The 23,324-nt window shown below is 63.8% G+C and carries 20 protein-coding genes and 1 pseudogene; 10 read left to right on the top strand and 11 right to left on the bottom strand.

From position 1 onward, the window contains the following. Positions 1-660 (top strand): glutathione S-transferase family protein, encoded by a 660-nt coding sequence (locus ACN8ZM_RS28590; RefSeq protein ID WP_420211422.1) that lies wholly within the window; start codon positions 1-3, stop codon positions 658-660. Positions 661-710: 50 nt separating this feature from the next. Here ACN8ZM_RS28590 and ACN8ZM_RS28595 read toward each other — a convergent pair whose 3' ends face one another. The 10 genes from ACN8ZM_RS28595 to ACN8ZM_RS28640 all read right to left on the bottom strand — a co-directional run bounded on the left by ACN8ZM_RS28595 (position 711) and on the right by ACN8ZM_RS28640 (position 10,156). Next, the gene (locus ACN8ZM_RS28595) at positions 711-1,799 is read right to left on the bottom strand and encodes a porin (RefSeq protein WP_043178609.1); all 1,089 of its coding nucleotides are present in this window, start codon (positions 1,797-1,799) and stop codon (positions 711-713) included. 203 nt (positions 1,800-2,002) lie between these two features. Next, positions 2,003-2,338, bottom strand: a complete 336-nt coding sequence (locus ACN8ZM_RS28600) for a Rieske (2Fe-2S) protein (protein ID WP_420211423.1) — start codon at positions 2,336-2,338, stop codon at positions 2,003-2,005. 3 nt (positions 2,339-2,341) lie between these two features. Beyond that, entirely contained in the window at positions 2,342-2,653 is a 312-nt protein-coding gene (locus ACN8ZM_RS28605; protein WP_043178613.1) for a YciI family protein, read from the bottom strand. A gap of 5 nt (positions 2,654-2,658) precedes the next feature. Continuing rightward, positions 2,659-3,531 carry an intradiol ring-cleavage dioxygenase gene (locus ACN8ZM_RS28610; protein ID WP_420211424.1) on the bottom strand — a complete coding sequence of 291 codons (873 nt, stop codon included), beginning with the start codon at positions 3,529-3,531 and terminating at the stop codon, positions 2,659-2,661. A gap of 28 nt (positions 3,532-3,559) precedes the next feature. Continuing rightward, a complete protein-coding gene (locus ACN8ZM_RS28615; RefSeq protein ID WP_420211425.1) occupies positions 3,560-4,627 on the bottom strand; it encodes a maleylacetate reductase in 1,068 nt (355 codons plus the stop codon). Between the two features lie 8 nt (positions 4,628-4,635). Then, complete coding sequence (locus ACN8ZM_RS28620; RefSeq protein WP_420211426.1) at positions 4,636-6,102, bottom strand: aldehyde dehydrogenase family protein; 1,467 nt, start codon at positions 6,100-6,102, stop codon at positions 4,636-4,638. 57 nt (positions 6,103-6,159) lie between these two features. Continuing rightward, positions 6,160-7,179, bottom strand: coding sequence for a hydroxyquinol 1,2-dioxygenase (locus ACN8ZM_RS28625; protein WP_043178619.1), 1,020 nt, complete (start codon positions 7,177-7,179; stop codon positions 6,160-6,162). 38 nt (positions 7,180-7,217) lie between these two features. Next, positions 7,218-7,712 carry a hydroxyquinol 1,2-dioxygenase gene (locus ACN8ZM_RS28630; RefSeq protein WP_420211427.1) on the bottom strand — a complete coding sequence of 165 codons (495 nt, stop codon included), beginning with the start codon at positions 7,710-7,712 and terminating at the stop codon, positions 7,218-7,220. Positions 7,713-7,827: 115 nt separating this feature from the next. Then, positions 7,828-8,757 (bottom strand): LysR family transcriptional regulator, encoded by a 930-nt coding sequence (locus ACN8ZM_RS28635; RefSeq protein ID WP_043178622.1) that lies wholly within the window; start codon positions 8,755-8,757, stop codon positions 7,828-7,830. Between the two features lie 145 nt (positions 8,758-8,902). Continuing rightward, entirely contained in the window at positions 8,903-10,156 is a 1,254-nt protein-coding gene (locus tag ACN8ZM_RS28640; protein ID WP_043178624.1) for an MFS transporter, read from the bottom strand. 808 nt (positions 10,157-10,964) lie between these two features. On the opposite strand from ACN8ZM_RS28640, the gene ACN8ZM_RS28645 reads away from it, so the two are divergent. From ACN8ZM_RS28645 to ACN8ZM_RS28685, 9 genes and pseudogenes are all read left to right on the top strand, one after another. Further along, entirely contained in the window at positions 10,965-13,727 is a 2,763-nt protein-coding gene (locus ACN8ZM_RS28645; RefSeq protein WP_420211428.1) for a type VI secretion system Vgr family protein, read from the top strand. A gap of 91 nt (positions 13,728-13,818) precedes the next feature. After that, a complete protein-coding gene (locus tag ACN8ZM_RS28650; protein ID WP_420212683.1) occupies positions 13,819-16,068 on the top strand; it encodes a T6SS effector phospholipase Tle3 domain-containing protein in 2,250 nt (749 codons plus the stop codon). Continuing rightward, on the top strand, positions 16,056-17,537 hold the full coding sequence (locus tag ACN8ZM_RS28655; RefSeq protein WP_420211429.1) for a virulence factor: 1,482 nt from the start codon (positions 16,056-16,058) through the stop codon (positions 17,535-17,537). Before ACN8ZM_RS28650 ends, ACN8ZM_RS28655 begins: the two co-directional genes overlap by 13 nt. A 172-nt stretch (positions 17,538-17,709) precedes the next feature. Continuing rightward, positions 17,710-18,714 (top strand): hypothetical protein, encoded by a 1,005-nt coding sequence (locus tag ACN8ZM_RS28660; protein WP_420211430.1) that lies wholly within the window; start codon positions 17,710-17,712, stop codon positions 18,712-18,714. A 42-nt stretch (positions 18,715-18,756) separates the two neighbouring features. Then, positions 18,757-18,975: pseudogene (locus ACN8ZM_RS28665) on the top strand (virulence factor); the annotation flags it as partial. Positions 18,976-19,045: 70 nt separating this feature from the next. Continuing rightward, positions 19,046-19,303 (top strand): PAAR domain-containing protein, encoded by a 258-nt coding sequence (locus tag ACN8ZM_RS28670; RefSeq protein WP_205821736.1) that lies wholly within the window; start codon positions 19,046-19,048, stop codon positions 19,301-19,303. After that, positions 19,304-19,636 carry a TrfB-related DNA-binding protein gene (locus ACN8ZM_RS28675; protein WP_205821707.1) on the top strand — a complete coding sequence of 111 codons (333 nt, stop codon included), beginning with the start codon at positions 19,304-19,306 and terminating at the stop codon, positions 19,634-19,636. A 413-nt stretch (positions 19,637-20,049) separates the two neighbouring features. After that, positions 20,050-21,534, top strand: coding sequence for an aminotransferase class V-fold PLP-dependent enzyme (locus ACN8ZM_RS28680; protein WP_420211431.1), 1,485 nt, complete (start codon positions 20,050-20,052; stop codon positions 21,532-21,534). Positions 21,535-21,741: 207 nt separating this feature from the next. Beyond that, positions 21,742-22,161, top strand: coding sequence for a hypothetical protein (locus ACN8ZM_RS28685; RefSeq protein ID WP_205821705.1), 420 nt, complete (start codon positions 21,742-21,744; stop codon positions 22,159-22,161). An 8-nt stretch (positions 22,162-22,169) separates the two neighbouring features. Here ACN8ZM_RS28685 and ACN8ZM_RS28690 read toward each other — a convergent pair whose 3' ends face one another. Continuing rightward, a complete protein-coding gene (locus ACN8ZM_RS28690; protein ID WP_420211432.1) occupies positions 22,170-23,270 on the bottom strand; it encodes a DJ-1/PfpI family protein in 1,101 nt (366 codons plus the stop codon). Between the last annotated feature and the right edge of the window lie 54 nt (positions 23,271-23,324).

Below are 23,324 nucleotides of genomic sequence, written 5' to 3' on the forward strand. Positions count from 1 at the left end.
ATGCAACCCGACCGTCACCTGATCCTCTACCACGCGCCGCGCAGCCGCTCGGCCGGCGCCCGCATGCTGCTCGAAGAACTGAACGCCGACTATGAACTGCACACATTCGACCTGTCGATCGGCAAGCATCACGACCCCGACTACCTGCGCACCAACCCGATGGGCAAGGTGCCCGCCCTGCGCCACGGCGACGTGATCGTCACCGAACAGGCCGCCGTCTACCTGTATGCGGCCGAGCTGTATCCGGAAGCCGGTCTCTCGCCGGCGGCAGGCGATGCGCTGCGCGGGCCCTATCTGCGCTGGATGGTGTTCTACGGTTCGTGTTTCGAGCCGGCCATCGTCGATCGCTCGATGAACCGCCCGCCCGCACCGTACGCCACGTCGCCCTATGGCGACTTCGATACCGTCGTCGACACGATCGGCGCGCAACTGTCCAACGGGCCCTATCTGCTGGGCGAGCGCTTTACGGCCGTCGACGTACTGTGGGGCGCGGCGCTGAACTGGATCACGCTGTTCAAGCTGATGCCCGAGACGCCGACGGTGCGCGCGTACATCGACCGCATCCTCGCGCGTCCGGCGATCCAGCGCGCGCAAGCGGCCGACGCGGCGCTGGCGGCAGCGCAGGACAACGCGAAGACGGCCGCCGCGCCTGCCAGATAGCGCAAAGGCACAAGGCGGGGCGGAACGGGATGCCCGGTCCGCCCGCCCCGTCAGAACACCGTATGCAAGCCGATCCGCGCCACCGTCTGGCTCGCGGAGCTCGACGCCCCGTTCGGATCCAGCACGCCGTTGACCTGCGCATTCGCGCCATTGTTCGCGCGCTGGTAGTCGGCCGACACGTAAACCATCGTCCGCTTCGAGAACAGATACTGAAGCGCCACGCTGACCTGGTGAGCGTGGTTGTTGTTCACCGCTTCATTGCCCTTCATGTACATGTACTTCGCGCCCAGCACGACATCCGGCCTGACGTGCCACAGCCCGCCCGCTTCGGCCATCCACACCCCGGCGTCGTTGAAGGAATTGTGTACGGTGGTCATCAGCGCATCCGCGGTCACGACACCGAAGTCGTAGTGCATCCCCACGCCCCAGTTGCGCACGCTGGTGGACGGCACGCCGGGGGCGGGGCCGTATTTCTCGTTCGTGTAGGCCGCGCCCACCCCGAACGGCCCCATGTCGTAGTTCAGCCCTGCGCTGACCGCATTGTCCGCCCCGATTGATCCGGCCACCCCGCCGAACGCGTACATCGCGCCGCCGGAAAAACCCGACACCGTCGGCGAACTGTACTTGACGGAATTCGCGATCGGCTTGCTACCCGCCGTGCGATCCCAATCGAATGCACCGGTCGGATTACCGGGAAGCGCGAGGCGCTGGAACGGGCCATTCCGGAAGCCGTACAGCCCCGAGATATCCCGTGAAATCGCGTTGTTCCTTGAAAACAGGGAATCGACCATGAAGTCGTACTGATTGCCCAGCGTGATGCTGCCGAACCGGTCGCTTTCGAGGCCCACGTACGCATTGCGCCCGAAAATCCCCGTCCCGATGATGCTGCCGTTCGCCATCGAGAACTGGTTCACGAGCGCGAACGTCGCGCGATATCCGCCACCGAGATCTTCCGTACCGCGAAAGCCGAACAGATTGGGCGCGTAGATGCCGTCGTCGAACTTGGCGTTCTTTCCGCCGCCCTCGTTGCTGACATAAGAGATGCCGGCGTCGATCAGACCGAACATCGTCACGCTGCTTTGCGCCCATGCGCCCTGCGCCACGGCGAGAATCGCCACTGCTCCAAACCTGAGTTTCATTGCGTCTCCGTCTTTTTTATGAAAATGCGAGGCTGCCACCCGCTACGTGGCAGGTGCTCGTTCGATGCTTCACAAGAAATCGCCTTCATTCCGGTGTCCGGCGTTGACTGACCAGCACCCGAAACATGATTAGTCTTACTGATTGATCAATACGATTACCGTCTTATCGATCGGCCCCGCCCATACGCATCGAAGCACTCGAATCAAGCGCCCCGATAGATGATCCACGCAGCGGAGTCCACCTCGACAACCACGGCCTCCAGCGCCGATCCCGAACACGGCCCGTCGATACACACGCCATCGTCGAATCGGAACAGCGCGCTGTGATGGGCGCACATCAATACCTGCGACCGGTAACAGGACACGTTGCCCGGTACGAAATCGAGCGGCACCGAGAAGTGCGGACAACGATTCACGTACGCCCATACCCGATCACCGCGTCGCACCACGATCACCGGACGTCCGATGCAGGCTTCATCGACGACCCGCGCGCCGCCGTCGGGCACATCGGAAAACCGGCAGAGTTGTCGTGCGTCCATGTCTCACACTCGCTGCTCGGGATTACCGAGGCTCCAGTCCCACGGCCGCACCTCCACGCGCGAGAACAGCCCTTCCTTCACATACGGATCGTTGCCGATGAACTGCATCACCGCCTGAATGTCGTCCGCCTCCACGACGAGCAGCGTACCGTTCATCGCGTCGCCGTGCGGGTCCAGCGTCGGGCCGCCGAGCCGCACCACCACGCCGTGCTGGTCGGCCGAGCGCAGGTAAGTCCGGTGACGCGGCCGCACGCGATCGCGCACGTCGCGCATGCCCGGCTGGTCCGTTGCAAACACCGCGAAAAATCGCGCCATGACAGTCAGCTCCGGTCGAGGACGAAGTCGTACGTCACTTCGCGATACGGGCCGGTCAGGCCAAACTGACGGGCGAGCGCGTCATCCGCGTCGCACCGGCGATACGCCACCATCAACGACGGCTTCACGCCGAACACGGCGTCCGACTTCAGATAGGGATCGTCTTCGTCGAACAGGTGCGTCACGAGCGTACGGCAGCCCGGCGCGTCGATCATGAAGTGCAGATGCGCGGGCCGCCACGGATGACGCCCGGTGGCTTCGAGCATCTTCCCGACCGGGCCGTCGGTCGGAATGGGATAGCTGATCGGCAGAATCGTCGTGATCGCGTAGCGGCCTTCGGCGTCGGTGCGGTAGCGGCCGCGCAGGTTGCCGTGCGGTTGCGCCGTATCCTGGCCGGAATACATGCCGTTTTCCGCTGTCTGCCACACGTCGAGCACGGCGTTCGCCACCGGCTTGCCGTCCGTGGTCAGCACCCGGCCGCGCACGACCGCCGGCTCGCCTGGCGTGCACGCCATGTTCTCGCCATACGCGCGCTCGGGCATCCCCTCGATATAGAACGGGCCGAACACGGTCGTTTCCGTCGCACCGGTCGCGAAGCGATGGTTGATCGCATCGACCAGCATCGAGACGCCGAGCGTATCCGACAGCAGGATGAACTCCTGTCGCACCGCGTCGTCGCACCGCTTCCCGGTCTCGGTCAGGAAGCGGATCGCGGCCATCCACTCCGCCTCCGTCAGCTCCGTTTCGCGGACGAACGCGTGAAGATGCCGCACGAGGCTCTGCATCAGCGCGCGCAGGCGCGGGCTCGGCGTGCCGTCGAAGCTGGCGACGACCTGCCCGGTCAGCCTGGCGTCGTCGTCATGGGGGTCATGGCTCATCTCTGTCTCCGTTGACGCGTCGGGCCGTTCATTGCGGCGCGCGCCCTTCCCATGCGTGCTGAAGCAGCGCGCGAATCGCCGGGCGTTCGATCGGCCGCGGATTCGCATACGGATTGCGGCACGCAAGGTCGGCCGCTTCGTCGAGGCCCGCCTCCGGCATCCCGAGGTCGGCGAGCGCCGGCGCGATGCCGAGCTGCGCGTTCAGCGCGAACAACAGCGGGCCGGCTTCGGCCGCGTCGTTCCCGCCCAATGCGCGCGCCACGCGGCGCAGCGCATCGGGCGCGGCAGCGTGGTTGTAGTGCGCGGTGTGCGGCAGCATCGCCGCGTGCGTCTGTGCATGCGGCAGGTTGAAGGTGCCGCCGAGCGTGTGGCACAGCTTGTGGTGCAGCGCCATGCCGACCGCGCCCAGGCAGGTTCCCGCGAGCCATGCGCCGTACAACGCGCGGCTGCGCGCCTCGTGGTTCCCCGGATCGCGCACGACCACGGGCAGCGCTTCGCCGAGCGCGCGGATCGATTCTTCGGCCATCAGGCTGATCACCGGGTTCGCGTCTTCCGCATAGAGTGCCTCGACGGCATGCGCCATCGCATTGATGCCCGATGCCGCCGAAATGTCCGGCGGCAGCGACAGCGTCAGCGACGGGTCGTAGAGCACCGTCCGCGGCAACACGCGCGCGTCGCGCCCGGTGCGCTTCAGCCGGCCTTCCGTGAGCCCGAAGATCGGCGTCATCTCCGAGCCGGCATACGTCGTCGGCACGGCCAGGATCGGCAGCACCGATTCAAGCGCAATGGCCTTGCCGAGCCCGATCGTCGACCCGCCACCGATCGCGACGCAGCAGTCCGCGTCGAGCTCGCCGGCCATCTCGCGCGCCGCGTGCGCGACCTCGATCGGTACGTGCATGACCGCCTGCGCACAGATGCCGGCGGCCCGCTCACCCAGGATCGCCTCCACGCGCTCGGCGAGCGGCCGCTGCTCGGGCGTCGACAGGATCAGCGCGCGGCGGGCGCCGAGCGTCGACAGCTCGTCCGGCAGCCTGTCGAGCGCGCCCCATTCGAACACCACGCGGGAAGGGGTGCCCTGATAGACGAAGCGATCCATGGCGAACCTCAGCGCTTGAAGTGCGGCGGCACGTTGCCGTCGACGTTGACCCACACCGACCGCGCTTCCGTGTAGTCGTGCATCGCCTCGAAGCCCATCTCGCGGCCGTAGCCCGACTGGCCGACGCCGCCGAACGGGCTGCCCGGATTGACGCGCTTGTAGCAGTTGATCCAGCACATGCCCGCGTTGATCTGCGATGCCATCTTGTGTGCCCGCGAGAGATCCTTGGTCCAGAGGCCGCTGCCCAGCCCGTATTCGGTTGCGTTGGCAATGGCCAGCGCCTCGTCGTCGCTGCCGAAGCGCAGCACCGTGACGAACGGGCCGAACACTTCTTCCTGCGCGACGCGGTCGGTCGCACTCTTTGCCTCGATGACCGTCGGGCGCACGTAGTAGCCGTTGGCGAGCGCCGGATCCTGCGGCGCGCTGCCGCCCGTGAGCACGCGGCCGCCCTGCTCGCGCGCGACGTCGACGAACGACAGCACGCGATCGAGGTGCTGCTTCGACGTCAGCGGCCCCATCTCGGTATTGGCGTCGAGCGGGTTGCCGATGCGGATCGACGCGGCCAACGCAACGAAGCGCTCGAGGAACGCATCCGCGATGCGCTCGTGCAGCACGAGACGCGAGCCGGCGATGCACGCCTGCCCCTGGTTGTGGAAGATCGCCCACGCGGCGCCGTTGATGGCCGCGTCGAGGTTCGCATCGTCGAACACGATGTTGGCACCCTTGCCGCCCAGTTCGAGCTGCACGCGCTTCAGGTTGCCCTGCGACGCTTCGACGATCCGGCGGCCGGTGGCCGTCGATCCCGTGAACGCGATCTTGCCGACGCCCGGATGCTCGGCGAGCCGCTGGCCGGCCGACTGCCCGTAGCCGGGGACGATGTTGACGACACCCGCGGGGAACCCGACCTCGGCCATCAGCTCGACGATGCGCAGCGTCGACAGCGGCGTGATTTCCGACGGCTTGAGCACCACCGTGTTGCCGGCGGCGAGCGCCGGGCCCATCTTCCAGCTCGTGAACATCAGCGGGAAATTCCACGGCACGATCTGGCCGACGACGCCGATCGGCGCGCGCTGCACGTAGTTCAGGAAGCCGGTTTCGACCGGAATCACCGAGCCTTGCAGCTTGTCGGCCATGCCGCCGAAGTAGCGGAAGCAGGCGGCCGTGCGCGGCACGTCGAGCGAGCGCGAATCGCGGATCGGGTGGCCGGTGTCCAGCGATTCGAGCTGCGCCAGCTCGTCGGCGTTGGCCTCGATCGCGTCGGCCAGGCGCAGCAGCAACCGGCCGCGTTCGGCGGCCGGCAGGGCCGACCATTTGGGGAACGCGCGCGTCGCGGCTTCGACGGCCAGATCGACGTCGGCCGCGGTGGCGGCCGCGATCTTCGTGATGACGGAGCCGTCGTGCGGGTTCAGCACGTCGATCGTGCCGCGGTCGACGGCGTCAACGAAGCGCCCGTCGATGAAGAGTTGGGTTTGCATGAATCGTCCTCGGTGTATGGCTTGAAGCGGATGCGGAAGCGGAAACTGGCGCGCCGCTCAGAACGCGATCGGATACGGCGCGAGCTCGCCGCTCTCGTAGCGTTGCGGCAGGTCGGGCGTCGCGTTTTCCCAGACCAGCAGCATCGACCGCTTCGTGGAATAGCCCTGATGCCGGATGTCGGCAGGCATCGCGCAGATGTCGCCGGCGCGCATCGTCACGCGTGCGCGCGGCGCGCCGGTGTTCTTGTCGCCGATGTCCCACACGATTTCGTCGGACAGTTGCAGGAACCATTCGACGCGGTCGTTGCCGTGGAACACCGGCAGGATGAATTCCTCGGTGGTCGGGCAGAACAGGCTGCGCCCGCACACCGACGTGACCGACGGATTCCACGTCACGTCCGAGCGCGACAGGTACTTGAACAGGTTGAACGCGTGCAGCTCGCCTTCGAAGCCCGGTTCGACGTGCACTTCCGGTTCGTCCTGCGCGACGTCGACGAACGCGCGGTTGACCGGCAGGTCGTCACGCAGCGGCGAATCGCCTTCGAGGCCCGGCATGCGGCGCGTCGCGATACGGGTGCGCTCGATCGCCGAGCCGTTTTCGCCGTGCTTGCGTCCGAACGCCGTGCCCGTTTCCTCCGGCGCCGCAAACGGGTCGAAGCCTTCGTTGGTCCAGTCGTGCAGCATCGCCTTGAAGGTCGCCATGATCGTGGGCGTGTCGAAGGTCTCGGTGTAGTCGACCCCGGCGTCCTTCAGGATGCCGTTGAAGGTGCCCGCATACATGTCCACCTTGCCGTAGTGATTGCGCGTGCCGAACACGTGGTCGAAGTTCACCCAGCCGTAGAAGAAGCCCCATGCCACGTCGCGCATCATCGCGCGCAGGAATGCGTCCGCCGGCATCGCATGCGTGCGCGTCTGGCCTTTCGCGGGCCAGCAGATCTTCACGAAATATTCGTCGCGCTGGAATTCGAATTCACCGAGCCGGAAGCGGCGGTAGCCGGTAACGGCATCGGCTTCGGTGGCTTGCACCAGATCGGCGGCAAAGCCCGCGGAAAGGTCGAGGGTGTCGAGGGTGGCCATAACGTGTCTCCTGGAATAGTCGAATGAGGTCGGTCGAATCAGTGCAGGCAGATGTCGGCCCACTTCTCCACGGACAGCTCACCCAGGACGGTCTGCACGAGTGCGACGCCCGGCTGGCTCGCGGTGAAGCGGTACGCACAGCCGGCCGGCAGCAGCGCCTGGTGGCCTTGGCGCAGCACGACGTAGCCCATCTTGCGGCCGGCCGGCTGGGTGCCGGCGCTCACGGTGCCGCGCCCCGATGTCGGCGGCGTATCGAGCTTGATGAAGTCGATCCGGACTTCGCCATCCATCTGGATCACGAACTCGTCGTGCGCGCAGGCGAACCACGGCGACTGGCCGTCGGTCCGCAGCACTTCGATCACGTATTCGAGGTTCTTGCCGGCGACGACCTTTTCATAAGGGGCCGACTTCGATGCCACCTCGAAGACATTCGAGAAGGCGTAGTGGCGGGCGCTGCCGCTGGTGATTTCGATCTCGCCCTTCCGGTAACGGTCGAGCGAGCCAAATACGGTGTGGAATGCCGTGTCGGTCATTTCTGTCTCCTGAGTTGAACCGCTTGTTGGATTCAACTCTAGGGGCAAGGAACCCCCGCAACAAGGCACGGGACGACGACTACGGCATTTGCGTTTCGCGAATAATCCGCGCGCTTCAACGCACCCAGCCACGCTCCAAAAGCGGACGATCCCACGGGGATTCGTCGCCGATGGTTTCCGCGAGGAATTCGACGAGCGCCTTCACCTTCAACGCCTGTCGCTGCGTCGCGGGATAAACCGCGGCAAAGCTCAGCGGCGCGAGCTGGAAGTCGGTCAGGATCGGCACCAGCCGGCCCGCGACGAGCGCGTCGCTCGCCACGAGCGTCGGCAGGCACACGACGCCGCCGCCCGACAGCGCGTACTCGCGCAGCAGGTGGACGGAGTTCGAGCGGATCATGCCCGGCAGCTCCATTTCGACGACCTCGTCGCCGCGCGTCATCGTCCAGCGGTTGCGCGACGGATAGCCGGAATAGAGCGCCGTGGTGTGCTGCAGCAGGTCGCGCGGATGTTGTGGCGCACCATGCGCGTCGAGGTAGGCGGGCGACGCGCAAAAGAGGCGCCTGACGGTGAACAGCCGCCGTTCGATCAGCGACTCGGAGATCGGCGGGAAGATCTGGAACGCGATGTCGAACCCTTCTTCGACAGGATCCACGACGCGGTCGTTGACGATGACGTCGAGCTGGATGCCCGGGTAGCGCCGGTTGAATTCCATCAGCGGCGCACCGAAGTGATCGAGGGCGAAACCGGGCAGTACCTGGATGCGCAACCGCCCGGTCGGCGTCGCGCGAAGCTCGCGCATCTGGTCCGTCAACTCGTTGACGCGCCCCACCACCTCCGCGCACTCGCGATAGAACGCCTCGCCCACTTCCGACAGACGCACGTGGCGCGTGCTGCGATGGAACAGTGGCGCGTTGACGAACTTCTCGAGCTGCTGGATGCGGTTCGTCACGACCGAGCTGGTCACGCCGAGCTGCCGCGCCGCCTCGGCGAAGCTGCTCGCCTCCGCCACCCTGACGAATGCCTCGATGCTCAGAAACCGGTCCATACCGCGCCCTTTTTCGACAGCGAAACCGGCAGTCTACCTGTGCGGGTATCGGGCTGTGTCATGCGGGAGGCGTCACTGTGTCCCCCAATCGATGTCAATCGCGAGGACATCGGCCCCCGCATGCACCGCCCTGCCCGCGCGGGCCTTACCGCGATTGCTCGCCGGCCGCCAGTTCCGGTTGCACGGCCACGCGACGCTGCAGCACGGCCGGCGCGGTTTCCTTCAGCAGCAGGCTGACCACGATGCCCAGCACGACCGCGCACATCGGCAGCCACAGAATATTCTGGATGCCAAAGTGTGCGGCGACGTAGCCGCCCAGCGCCGGCGCGATGCCGCCGCCGAAGATCTCGCCGACCCCGACCACCACGCCGATCGACGTCGACACGAGTCCGATCGGCGCGGCCTCGGTCGCCACCGGGCCGGACAGCAGCGACACCAGCCCGAGCGTGAAGAACGACGCGACGAACAGGACCCCGAACAGCGCGAGCGGCTGCGGGCCGAGGCCGCGGAAAATGTAGAGCATCACGGCCGTTCCCGCGAAGCCGACGATGCTCGCAAGGCGGCGGCCGACCAGGTCGGACAGGCCCGGCAAGCCGAACTGCCCGAGAAAACCGCCGAAGCCGATCGCCGACACGACGAGGCCCATCTTCTGCGTGCCGAGCGCCAGGTAATCGGTCAGGTACAGCGGCAGCAGCGCGCCGAGCACGAAGACGCCCGTCATCGCGCAGCACAGCGCGGCCATCGCCACGAGGATGTTTCGGCTCTTGAGCACATGGCCGAGCGACGCCGGCGCATGCTCCGACGCAACGGCCTTGGTGACCTTCGGCTCACGGATGACGAAGAACATGATCGCGCCGAGGATCAGGCCGGGAACGGCGACGAGCGCAAAGACCCAGCGCCACGACACGAAGCCGAGCAGTTGCGTCGCGATGATCGGCGACAGCGCGAGCCCGAACAGCGCGAAGCCGCTTTGCTGCAGGCCGAGGTTCAGCCCGCGCCGCCGCGGATGCGACGCGTCGGCCGTCGCGGCAAAGCTGGTCGGGCAGAACGAGCCTTCGGCCACGCCCATCAGGCCGCGAATCGCCATCAGCCCGAGCAGCCCGCCCGCGAGCCCCGAGAAGCCCGACAGCAGCGAGAACGCGACGATGGCCGGAATCAGCACCTTCCTGCGGCCGATCTTGTCGGAGATGCCGCCCATCAGCGCCGCGAAGATGCCCCACGACAGGCCGAGCACGCCGATGCAGTTACCGACGTCCTGCGCGTTCAGGTTGAGGTCCTTCATGATCGACGGGAACAGCGGCGCGATCAGCCAGCGATCGAGGCCGACCAGCCCGAAGCCGAGCGCCAGCAGCGTGACCGCCTTCCACTCGTATGAGGTATCCCACTCGTTTGCTTTCATGTCCGTCTCCGTGGACACAGGTTCGCCTGCGCGCGCCGGAGCGCCTGCGCATGAGCCAGGTCCGATGTCTTTTGTGTGCGACGCGAATCGCGAGGAAGTGGCGGCTGCCGTTCCGGTTCGTGGCGCGGAATTCAGTCAGCCGACGTCACCACGATAGGTGCAAGGCCGCCAATCGGGTATGGAACAACCGGCGAACGCGCCATTCGCGAAACGCAAATAATCGGGTGGAGCGGGCAGAAAGGGGCGGCAGGAGGGCGTGGAGCGGGTGCGCACAAGGTAGACATGGCGCTCGCTCGGGCGTGACGGGGGAATCCCTGATAGACATCGCAATCGCCCACGCGGGCCATGCAACACCATCCGACAGGCTGGGCACTGGCCTCTTCAAGCCGGTAGATGGTGCGATTCATCCTGTATCGCCCGAAGGGGCAATCGGGGCCAAACCTCTCGGCGGGCGAGTTTTTCGTCTGTTGAAATGGCAGCGCGCTTCGTTCGATATGGGACAAATACTATTTCCGAATAATCAAACTTCGATCTGATCAACAAGAATACTTCTGACCGATTGCCACACCGACCTTTCGGACGCGGCCAACACACCTCGAAGCAAGACTTTTATTAAATAAAATAATCATCAAAAACGTCAAATACCGTTTCATCAAGATTAAAACGTTATCTAAAAATAAAAATTCATTTCATATCCAGCACGACATCGATATTCTTAACCGAATATTTCAGAGCGCATTCGTTTATTACACCGAGAGACCCGTTCGAACTAATACGAATCAAGAACATAAATCATGAGATCGTAGTGATGTCGATAACAAAAACATTCCGGGATTTTGCGTCCGGTCTGGCCGTCGGGAACAGGCGGCCGGTCGATCTCCATTTCGGACAGGCGCAACGCGCAGTCGGCCATCTGCTGGCGCTCCATCACGCCGATATCCGCGAGGGCCTGATGTCGGGCATCGAAGGGCAACTGACCTGCGTGTCCACCTACGATCATCTGCCGCCTGCGCTGTTTCTCGGTTTGCCCGTATCGGTCCGGCTGACGACTGATCGGGGCAACCTCCGGGCCATCAACGCGATCGTGCACGAAGTGCGAACTGGTCAATCCGACGGCGAACTGACCGTGTATCAGCTGCAAGTGTGCGACGCCCTGTCGCTGATGGACCGGCGCACGAACGCCCGCCTGTTCCGCTCGCGCAGCGTGCCGGACATTCTGGCGACGCTGATGAGCGAGTGGAAACAGCGTAGCCCCGCCCTCGCGCGAGCGTTCGATTTCGACCTGTCGACATTGCAGGCCGAACGCTATCCGGCACGCGAACTGACGCGGCAGGTCAACGAGTCCGACGCACGCTTCATTCGACGCCTGCTGCGCCGGGAAGGCATCACGGTCTTTGCGAAAGCCGGCCCGATCGAAGGGATACGCGGCGTGACCGATGAGCGGCCGATTCACACACTCGTGTTCTGCGACGATCCGCATCGTCTGCCGGACGCACCCGCCGGCACCGTACGCCTTCACCCGCGCGACGGCGGCGTCGAGCAAAGCGACACCGTCACCCTCTTTGCGTACGACCAGCGTCTTTCGCCCGGCAAAGTCCGCCGCCCGTCATGGGATTACAAATCCGCTCGTGTGGACGATTGCGCGGCCGTCACCGGCATCGATCAGGGCGAGTCGGGGAATGATCTTGCGCGCCTGCTGACCGACGTCGCGATCGATATCCCGCACGTCGGCGACTCGTGGAACGATCACGCGCGCATCACGCACGACCGGATGCTGGCGCATCAGTTCGAAGCCGCGCGCTTCGAAGGCATCGGCACCGTGCGCGACATGCTGGTTGGGCACGGGTTCACGCTGGCGGGCGACCCCGAGCTGGATATGAAGTCGATCGATCATCGTCGATTTGTCGTCACCTCGATTCGACACGTCATCCGCAACAACCTGCCGAAAGACCTGTCGGGCCACGCATGCAGGCTATTCGCGGCAAGCCCCAACCTGACGCCGACCGTCCCGCCGCCCGATGCATCGGGACAAACGGACACGCGCTACGAGAACAGTTTCACGTGCGTGCAACGCGGTGTACCGCTCAGGCCGTCCTACGATCCGACGATCGATGTGCCGCCGGTTCACCTGCTGACCGGCACGATCGTCGGCACGCAGGGCGAGGAGGTGTTTTGCGACAAGGCTGGCCGCGTCCGTGTGCTGATTCATGGGCTGGATCCGACGGACCATGCTCACGCGCAAGGCGCCGGAACAAACGGTCTGGCCGGCGACAGCGCGCCGATTCGCGTCGCGGCAAGTCTCGCGGGCGAATGCTTCGGTGCGCTGTTCCTGCCGCGTGTCGGCATGGAGGTCCTGCTCGGTAGCCTGTCGGGCGATCCGGACCGTCTGGTGATCATCGGGGTGTTGAGCAACGGCGCGAACCCGCCCGCAGCTTTCAGCGATACCGGCACGCTTCCGGGCAATCGCTACGTGTCCGGGATCAAGACGAGGGAAATCAGGGGCCGCCGGCACAACCAGCTACGCCTGGACGATACGCCGTCGCAAATCTCCGCGCAGTTGGCAAGCGAACATGCGCATACCCAGTTGAATCTCGGCTATCTGACGCAGCCCCGTGTGGACGGACACGGGAATGATCGGGGCGAAGGCGCGGAGCTGCGTACCGACGCCGCTGCGGCGTTGCGCGCCGCCCAAGGCATGCTGTTGACGACCTATGCGCGTTCGCACGCGACCGGTGGTCAGCTCGATCGCGATGAACTGATTCACTTGCTCGATCGATGCACGGCGCTGTTCAAGTCGCTCGGCGATCATGCCGGCCAGCATGGCGGGCAATCCGCCGACACGGCCGGCCAGGACAACATCGCCAGCGCATTCCGCCACTGGAACCCCGGCGGTTCGGAATCCGGCGCCGCGGGCAACGCATCCGCGTTCATGGCGTTCGGCGCGCAAGCGGGGTCGCTGAACGTCACACCGAAAACGCACGTCATGTATGCGGGCGAGAACATCGATCAGATTGCGCAGCAGCACATGCAAATCACGAGCGGCGAGCGGATCAATCTGCATGCCGGGCATGGCGTCGCGATGTTCGCGCACAGCAACGGCGTATCGGCGATCGCGAACCAGGGGAAAGTGGCCATTCAATCGCAGAACGACGACACGCAAATCGAGTCCGGCAAAAACATCCAGCTGACTGCGGCCGACGGCAAGCTTGCCGGCACGGCAAGCGACGAAGTCGTATTCGTCACGTCCGGCGGCGCGTATCTCAAGCTGCATGGCAGCGATATCGAACTGGGATGCCCTGGCAAGTTCACCGTGAAATCGGACGGTCATGCATGGGACGGCCCCGCAAGCATGAGCGTCGACCTGCCGACATTCGATCAACGTACGCTCGGCCGCGTCCCGAAGCTGATCCGCCCAACGGACGGTAACGCGGCACCGGGGTTCGAAGGCCAGATTCGAAAGGCATCGGGAACGCTGTCGGATTTGACGACCGACAGGGCCGGGGAACTGCCGGCGGTCGATACCGACCGGTTCGAGAGGCTGGCGGTGCAGTTCACCAAGAAAAATGTTTAATGCAAGCGCAGGAGTCCGGATGTCCCATTCATCTCTCGATCCTCGGCCGGCTGCGGACGCCCGCACCAACGAGCACGCCGCGGAGAACGACATGTCCGACGCGGCGGCACCGCGCCCGGAGCCGCCGCAGATCGTCGTCGGCCGGAGCGAAGGTGTCGCGATGTGGACGAAAGGCACCCGGCTGATCTGCATCAAGCAACTGCCGTTGCCCGGTATCGTCATCTTCGTACACGGCGTGAACTCCGAAGGCGAATGGTTCGAGGCCTCAGAGCGGGGGCTGTGCGACGGTCTGAACCGCCGGCTCGGGCGGCTGGACGATCAACTGAAGTATCACGGCATCGATGCCGGGCAGCTGGTGCCCGTGAAGTACACGGAAAGCGTGACGCCGGACGGGTTCCTGAATCCGAAGCTTTGGCCCGGCAACTACATCCAATCTGATGCGTCCTTCTCGCCCGTCATTCATTTCCGATGGGGCTATCGGGCGACAGCCGAGGAACTGAAAGAGTACGGCGACAAGATTTTCCTGAACGAGAAGGACTATTGGGGCGGCGGTCCGTTCACGAACGGCTGCGCGAGCCTGCCCGACCTCTGGCACGGCGGCCTCGACGACCGGGCGGCCGGGTGGATAACCGTGCAGGGCATCAATCCGACCAACCGCCCGCTGTACCGCGCGCCGCCCCGCGCGTACGGCGTGCTCGCGGCGTTGCGCCTTGCGAAGTTGATCGAGTCGATTCGCCGCATGCAGGCCGACGTACCGATTACCGTCGTGTGCCATAGCCAGGGCAACATCGTGGGCCTGACGGCGGCATTCTTCGGCGATGCGCTGCCCGACGTCGAAGATCCGTGGGGACGCCACGGGCATTGCGTGGCAGACGCCTACGTGCTGGCGAATGCACCGTACAGCCTTGCGCGCGCAGACGGTCCGAACCCATCCGATACGTTCATGGATACCTGGTCGCAACGCGCGACCAAGGACGGCGAGGGCCGTCGAGGACGGCAGACCTACGCCGCGCGCACGAAAACGTTCGGCAAGTTTCTGTCGATCATCGGCACGCGAAAAGCCTACGAACGCTCCGCCGACAAGATCGATGAAGACATGGCCAACGAACGGGTATCGCCGACCAGCAAGCGGTCTTTTGCGGCACAAGAGGATCGGGTTCGCCACGGCCTGAACGAATTGACGTACGGTCGCGTCACCGCGTATTGCTGTCCGCACGACCAGGTGATTTCGGCGGTCACGGTTCAAGGCATCGGCTGGCGCGGCATCGACAAGAACGAACTGAACGATATCGGTGTCCCCGGCGTGCTGACGCAGCGCGTCTTTGCCTCCGGCTTCCAGGTTGGCGTGCAGGAGTGCTACCGGTATCGGGAGGATGACTGGCGGCATGGCAAAAAGGGAACGACGTCGGGATTCTGGTATCCGCCTTCGCCACCTGCCAAATTCAATCTCATCGGTGCACTCAAGGGAAACGAGTCCGTGTTCGGGGTGGCGGCCACGCTTGCATCCGCGCCGATCATGTTTTTCGTGACCCAGATCAGCTCGGCATTGAATATGTTCCGCGTGAACGCCAATCCGCCGAAGGGCTGGACCGTGGTGGCGGACGCGCCGGCACTCGACGAACCGTTCGCGCCGAAGGCGTTGCGGTTCGGCAAGCCCATTGAAACGAAGGACGGCGAAGCGACAAGCGACTTCAACGAAGGCAATGATCCGCCGGCCGCATGGCGCGACGCAAGCAAGAGCGAGGCAGACAAACGTGCGGACGATCCCTACGACCAGTACCACGCGAAGAACGGCGATAGCGTCGCGCAAGGTACGGCGGAGAGCGAAGCCGGACAGCGTTATGAGGACCGCGCGTTGATGCGGATGGAGGCACGGCGCACGCTGAATACGGAATGGCTCGATGGTGATGGCCACGTGATCGGCGAGGACGGCAAGAGCGAAATGCCGGAGGGCTACAAGGAATGGCGCGATAAGCAGATTGTCGATTGGCTCGATCGTGGTTCGACCAACAGCCCGACGAACCATTCCACGACGATGACCAATCCGGAGCATGCGGAAAAGGCACTTGCGTACGATGTGGCGATCGGGGTTTCCTATTTGACGCCCGAGCAAATGAAAGCGCTACGGATTGAAGCCGATTGGCGGATGGGAGACGGTATTCCCAACAATAGCCTAAACAAGAGATACACCGAGTACTTTATGCGCGGAGAGCTTGACGGGCTTCCGATGCATGAATGGGTACATGCGGAGAGCAGTGAAGGCAAGATGCCGGGCACGATCACGGATGAACGAGAAGGTCAGTTCTATCTGAAGGTAGGGGGGTCGATATGGAAGCACTGATCGCTACATGGCCGCGACGTGTCGCCATTGCGATCGCAGCGTGGATGATCGCGGCCGTACTCATGGCGTCGATGATGGCACACGTAGAACAACCAGATCCGACACAACTGGAAATAGGAGATTGGATGAAACGATTTGTAGTCGTACCCAGCTTGGCTGCGCTCATGGTGCTCCTGTTCACCACGGCCACGATACGGTCAGCGCACGCGGCACCCGCGACGGAACCGGTAACGCATGCAGGGCCATCCGCGGAAGAAGCGGCGAAGCCGTTCGTCGCGCAGGTTGTGGGTTTGATCTGGTTGAATCCGTTGCAACGCATGGACTATCCAACCGAATGGCAATTGCTGTGGACGCAAGGACTCGCGTCTCCGAACAAGAACGACGACATGGTGCGGACCGATCCGAAGTCCTTTACGACGCTCCAGTCGGTAGCAGGTATTGCATACGGAAACGAAGGCACAGAAACATTCAAAGGTTTCTATAGCAAGTACATGACCAAGTTCCCGCTGCTGCTTCACTCACGCTATGCGAGCAATGCGAAATACTTCTACACGGTCAAACCTGACGATAAGAAGAGCTGGCGTGAGCTGGCTGGCATCCGTGTCGAACTTGCAATTCCGGAGCGACTCGACGCAGCCGAATCGCAAAGCTATTTGCAGGACTCTATTCGAAGGACGTTTTCGATCGGGAATACGCATTTTCCAACGATGTGGAGTAAGAGCACGCTCCCCGACGTACAAATCACGCAAGGCGGTGCCAACGCCGGATTCACATCGCTGAACAAAGCCTTGGACTACTTGCAGGCGAACCCTGACAAGACCGTCTGGGTAGTGAACTGGGATGCACCCAACTTCCCGCCCACGGACGCACAGATCAACGAGAACCTTGTCGTGCTGTTCCTCGCCGGTCCGACGTTCAACACGGAGCGTGAACCGCTCGCATGGATCGGCAAGGCCGCGACCGGTAACACGCTCGATTTTCCGAAGAAGACCGGTACGACGCGAATCGTGCAGGCCTGGAAGACAACGATCGATCAAGCCGCACGCAACGCCGGCATCGCGGCCCCCGACCTCAACTACATCGTTCACGACGCAGGCAAAGGCAGCGACGCATCGTCGGCACGTCTTGCCGCGCTCGCGCAGACCTTGACGGAAACGCTTCCCGAATACGACCACCACAAACAGACGTTCAACACGGCCGCCCTACTCGGCGACATGGGAACTGGCAGCGCATTGACCAACGTCGCGCTCGCCATCGGCCGGATCAACCACTTCGGCGGCAACGCACTCGTCGCCGGCACGACCGATCCGGATCACCCGGTCGCGGTCGTTGTCCGGCCACCGTCGAAGCTCACGCCGATCGATCCCGACAAGGACTGGTTCCGCGCACGCGGCGGAAATAACGCCTACCTGCCGTGGTGGGGGCGTCGGCACGATACCGATTACGGCACGCAAGGTTATTCGTGGTGATGCACATCGGCTTGGCGGCGCGCTGCATGTGAACGTAACCGCCGCGTCTAGTAACAGGAGATCGAGTGCAGCCATTTACTATCGCGCCCGGTTTGGTGGCGCTCATGGTGTTTCCTTTCGTCACCACCATGACTCCAGATTAACAATGACGATATGAAAATAGCGGAATGGTATGAATAGCATGCCCGGGAAATTAAAATCAAAATATTTTAAAAAGATAAGATTGATCGTCGCGCTGCCGATAAGTGTGTTGCTAGCCGGTTGCCCGCCGATGATTGTGCCGCATTTTTCAACAAAATCTTACGAGAAAATTTATAGCTTTCCGGCTGAACCACGTCCGTGGTTGACGCTGGAAAGCGAGGGCATCAGTCTTTATTTTTATAATAGTTGCCATGATCGGAGCAGCGACTGTAAATGGCAAAATCTGGTCGCCTTGAAGAGCGGAACAAAGCCCGATTGGAAAATCCTTCTGGATGCACGTCCGATTAGCTGGAAAGTCCAAGGTACGAATTTACCCATGCGCCGCCCGATCTCCGCCTATGTACCCGGCACCAAATATCGTTTCATGGGTGCATTCGATAACTACCCGGAAATCGTGTTTGCAATTCCCGATGACCTTGTTGCCGATAAAAGGAATCGCGATCCGGGCTGGGCGCGGCGTTACAGTCAGATTGAAGATTACAACTCTCTCGCCAGCCCTGTGGCTATAGATATTCAGTTGATCGTTTACGATGACGAACATCAATGGATTTTTGCCAGACAACCGAAGCCGGATTCGAGAAGAAAGGATTATCCGACCGATCTATTCGTTCCTAGCGACCTATTTCGATTTTCGGGAGGCGATGATGTGCGGCTACATCAATCGATGGCCTTGTATTATGTTTCACCAAAAACAGCACCGATCGGCTATCGCGTTGTATCAGGCAAGGCGGCGGAATATTGGGTTGGCGATTACAACATCAAGTACAGAGCTCATCAAATCGCGTTAGCCGATGTTACATTTCCTTCTGTACCCCTCACACTTGATGCCTTAACCGTCGATGACAAAAGCGCCGCTGGAAAGCCCACGCTGTTATGTCACTACAGTTATACCCAATTTAATCTGGGTTGGATGGATGCGGCCCAAAACAGCGGACCATCGGAGGAAGATCGGAAGAATTGCGAGCCAATTCAATAGTCTGGATGCCAAATAATTATTGTGTCGGATCGTCTGCGTTTCGCCATCGGCCGGATCAACCACTTCGGCGGCAACGCACTCGTCGCCGGCACGACCGATCCGGATCACCCGGTCGCGGTCGTCGTCCTGCCGCCGTCGAAGCTCACGCCGATCGATCCCGACAAGGACTGGTTCCGCGCGCGCGGTGGCAACAACGCCTATCTGCCGTGGTGGGGACGCCGGCACGATACCAACTACGGCATGCAGGGCTATTCATGGTGATGCAAACCAACGCGACGGCACGTCGCGTGCGAACGTGGGCACCACACCAATCATTCAGGGGATGAGTCATATGCGAGGAATTATCCGGGTAGGCGACGTCCATACCCACGGCGGCCGGGTCGAATCCGGAGCCGGAACGAGCAAGGTGATGGGGCGCTCGGTCGCCCGCATCGGCGACGTGTGTTCGTGTCCGCTTCACGGTCCCGGCACGATTGCCGAAGGCGACACCGCATTCAATGTCGAAGGTCAAGACGCCGCGTTCGATGGACACAAGACTTCATGCGGCGCGACCTTGATTTCTTCACTTCACACCTCCGGGCGAGTTTGAATGCAAAAGACCCGACGCATGACTGCCGAACAATTCCGCCTGTTGCGCATGCAAGATACGCGAATCAAGCCTTTGAACCAGTGGGCCCTGCACGAGATTTTCGTCAAGGGTCGCTCACAACGGGCTGTGGCGGCTGAACTCGGCATGACGTGTTCCGCGATGTCGCAGCTGGTACGAAAGGCGTGGCAGCGGTATCTGGAGCTACCGGGAAACTGTACGCGCGTCACCACCCTCACGATCACGATCCCGGCCAGATATGAGCCCGCACTCCACGCATGGGTGCGTGATGCGTATCGATTGGCGACTCAGAATGACCCAATTACGGCAACCTGATCGATTCCCGTCCCGGAGCTTCACTCAACCCCGATTCACTCCTGGCCGCCGTTGCCCGGCCTGACGAAACCACGCCGGCAAAGACGAGCGGCCCGCCCGGCTATCCGATCAAGAGCCGGGACCTCAAGCACCGGAATATTCACGTTACCGCGACGTACAGCGGCATCACTTCGGCCCACAACACGTCTGCGCGTGATGCGTCGGTCGATCGACCAGCCCGGCCATGCGTGCGTCCACCTGCCGAAACCGCCACTGTCGGGCGCCGTCGAGATGAAAAACAAATTCTCCCAATCCACATTCAGATAAAACGTTATTCCATATCAAGCTGAATACACGACCAACTTTGGATCCTTTTTCCCGCCTGTCCCCCGTATCATTTCTTCCATTCCGAAAGAAAAGAGTATGAGAAGGACATGAGCGACACCACCACGCTGCACTACCTCGACTACGCGGCCACGACGCCCGCCGATCCGCGCGTGATCGAAGCGATGTCGGCCTGCCTCGGCTTCGACGGCATCTTCGGCAATCCCGCGTCGAGTTCGCACGCCGCCGGCCGGCTGGCAAAAGACAAGGTCGAGCAGGCACGCGCCCAAGTCGCCGCGCTGATCGGCGCGGAGGCCGACGAGATCGTCTGGACGTCGGGTGCCACCGAATCGAACAACCTCGCGCTGAAGGGCTACGCGGAAAACGCGACCGGCAAGCGCCACATGATCACGAGCCGCATCGAGCACAAGGCCATTCTCGACACGATGGCGAACCTGTCGAAGCACGGCGCGTCGGTCACGTACCTGACGCCCACCCGCGACGGCGAGATCACCGCCGACGCGGTCGCGGCCGCCATCGGCCCCGATACGGGCCTCGTATCGCTGATGCTCGTCAACAACGAGCTCGGCACGCTGACCGATATTGGCGCAATCTCCCGAATCGTGCATGCCGCGGGCGCGCTGCTCCACGTCGACGCCGCACAGGCGCTCGGCAAGACGCCGATCGACGTGCGCGCGCTCGGCATCGACATGCTGTCGATGTCCGCGCACAAGCTGTACGGCCCCAAGGGCATCGGCGCGCTGTTCGTCCGCCGCGACATCGCGGACCGGATCGCCCCTCAGATTCACGGCGGCGGGCATGAGCGCGGCTTGCGCTCGGGGACGCTCGCGACGCATCAGATCGTCGGCATGGGCGTTGCATGCGAGCTGGCCGCCGAAAAGCTCGACGGCGAAGCCGCGCGGATCGCGGCACTCGGCGCACGCCTGACGAGCGCGCTGGTCGCGCTCGGCGATATCACGCAGAACGCGGCCACCGCGCGCCGCATCCCGCACACGCTGAGCCTGACCGTGAATGCGCCCGGCTTCTTCCCGTTCATGCTCGGCGAAGCGCTCGCGGTGTCGTCGACGTCCGCGTGCAACTCGACCAGCGGCGCGCCGTCCCACGTGCTGACCGCGATCGGCCTCGATGCGGAGACGGCCGGCCGCACCGTGCGCGTGAGCTTCGGCCGCTTTACGACGGAGGAGGATGTCGACTTCGCGATCGCCTGTTTCCGCCAGGCACTCGAACAATGTCGCGCGACGGCGTCGAACGGGTTTTCCGCTTCACGGCAGATCACGCCGGCCGACCTGAAGGCGATCCGCAATGCCGGCTTCCGCTCGGTCATCTGCAACCGGCCGGACGGCGAAGGCGACGCGCATCCGGCATTCGATGAAATCGCCGCGGCGGCGCGCGAACTGGGCCTCGAAGCGCGCTACCTGCCGGTCGAGCGCGACCGCATCGGCGATGCCGAAATCGAGGCATTCGGTGCGCTGGTCGACACGCTGCAGAAGCCGGTGCTCGCGTACTGCCGCAGCGGCAGCCGCTCCGGCATGCTGTGGAATCGTTGGTCCGCCCGGCGCACGGCCTCGGCCTGACCGGGAACACCGCCCCGTTACGCTCCGCCTCCGGCGTTCGCGCACGAAGCCGATAGTTCGATGCGCGGCGAACGGCGGGCCGTTCAGGATGACGGTGATTGCGCCGTAGCGTTCGCGCGCGGGATTCGGGTCGGGGCCCTGGTCGGCCAGCCCGGGCGCCGGTGAAATCCGTCACAATGGCCGTCGTGTCCGTCACCCGAACCCCGAATGCCCTGCCCGTCACATTCCCGCGCGTGGAAGCGCGCCGACGCTGATGCACCTTCGGCCAACAGCCCGTGGCACTGGCGGCGTGCCAGCCGCGCCGCCGCGCTGCTGCTTGCCGCGAGCGTCGCCGCGTGCGACGCGACGCCGGTACCGGATCGACTCTCGGACTTCGACGCGACCTACGCGATGAAGGAGCGGTTCGGCCTCGGCGACGTCATGGTGTTTCTCGGCTCCTGCATCGGCGCGAAAAACCCGACTTACCCGATCCAGGCGGCCTGCACGCTGGTCATCCGCGCGAACGGCCACGGGACGGAGACGCAGGCCGATTTCCACTGGAACGGGACGAAATGGGTGGCCGAGCCCACCGAGTCGCGGGACATCCTGCCCATTCCCGATCCGCGGCTCGCAGAGTGGGTGAAGTAAGCCGGCCGCTACTTCGGATACTCCAGCTGCAGCGCGACCCAGCCCGATGTCGCATCGCCATAGCGGGCCGCGATATCGTCGAGCACGCCGGGAAGCACCGCATCGCCACGTCGACCGGCCGGCATTGTCACGCGCGCATGCCGGACATTCGCCGGCTGCGCCAGCAACCGCAGCCCGTGCGTTGACACGATCACGCGCGCGTCCGCCGTCGCGACGACGTCGCTGCGCCAGGTTCGCGCCCACGCGTCGGCGGTCAACGCAACCGGAAGCTCGTCAAAGCCGTTTTCGACCGGAAGATCGAACGTCTCGTGCCGCCAGAACGCGACGCGGTTCGTCAACGCGACCGCCACCGCACGCGCGGTCAACGCGAACCGGCTGCCGTCGTGAACATCGCTCCATGCCTGCGCACCGACGCGCCGCGCAGTCTCGCGTGCCGCTGCCGGCCCGGCCAGCGCACTCACCAAGGCCAGCGAAGCGGGCATCGACGCCGACACGCCGGTCGTCGTCATGACGTCGCCGTCCATCACGTAGCGGCGATCGTCGATCCAGGTCGTATCGGCAAAGCGGCGGCGCAGACCATCGCGCGAATACCAGTGGGACGTCGCCGTGCGATGCCGCAGCAGGCCCGCATTCGCGAGGACTTCCGCGCCATCGCAGATCGCCACCATCGTCGCGCCGGCACCGGCCTGCTTGCGCAACCACGCCAATACTGCGGGGCTGTCCGCGCGATGCAGCGCGGGCACGATCACCACATCGGCCCCCACTGGCGTGGCGGCATCGAACCGTTCGAAGGTCGTGTCGGCCAGCATGCGCAGCGCGGGCATCAGTTCGACCTCACCTTCGTCGGCCGACACGGCGACGACATCGGCCGCACCGGACGTCTTCAGCATCGCGTACGGCACGATGAAATCGGTCGTCTCCGTTCCCGCGTTGTCCGCGACGATCGCAACGAGCGGCCGCGTGCGGCCCGCCTTCGGTGCGCCGATCGTCAGCGGGCGTGCGACCGGCGCTGTGTCCTCCGCCATCGCCGGTGCCGTCCGCCCCGCTGCACACGCGCCCAGCATCGCGCCCGCGAGCAGTACTGCCCCGCCTGTCTTCCATACCCGCATCGTCCACCCGCATCCGTCGATTGCACGTCCGGAAAATTACAAGGATCATGCTCG

It is taken from the genome of Burkholderia aenigmatica, assembly GCF_048627025.1.
GTDB classification, from domain to species: Bacteria; Pseudomonadota; Gammaproteobacteria; order Burkholderiales; family Burkholderiaceae; genus Burkholderia; species Burkholderia aenigmatica.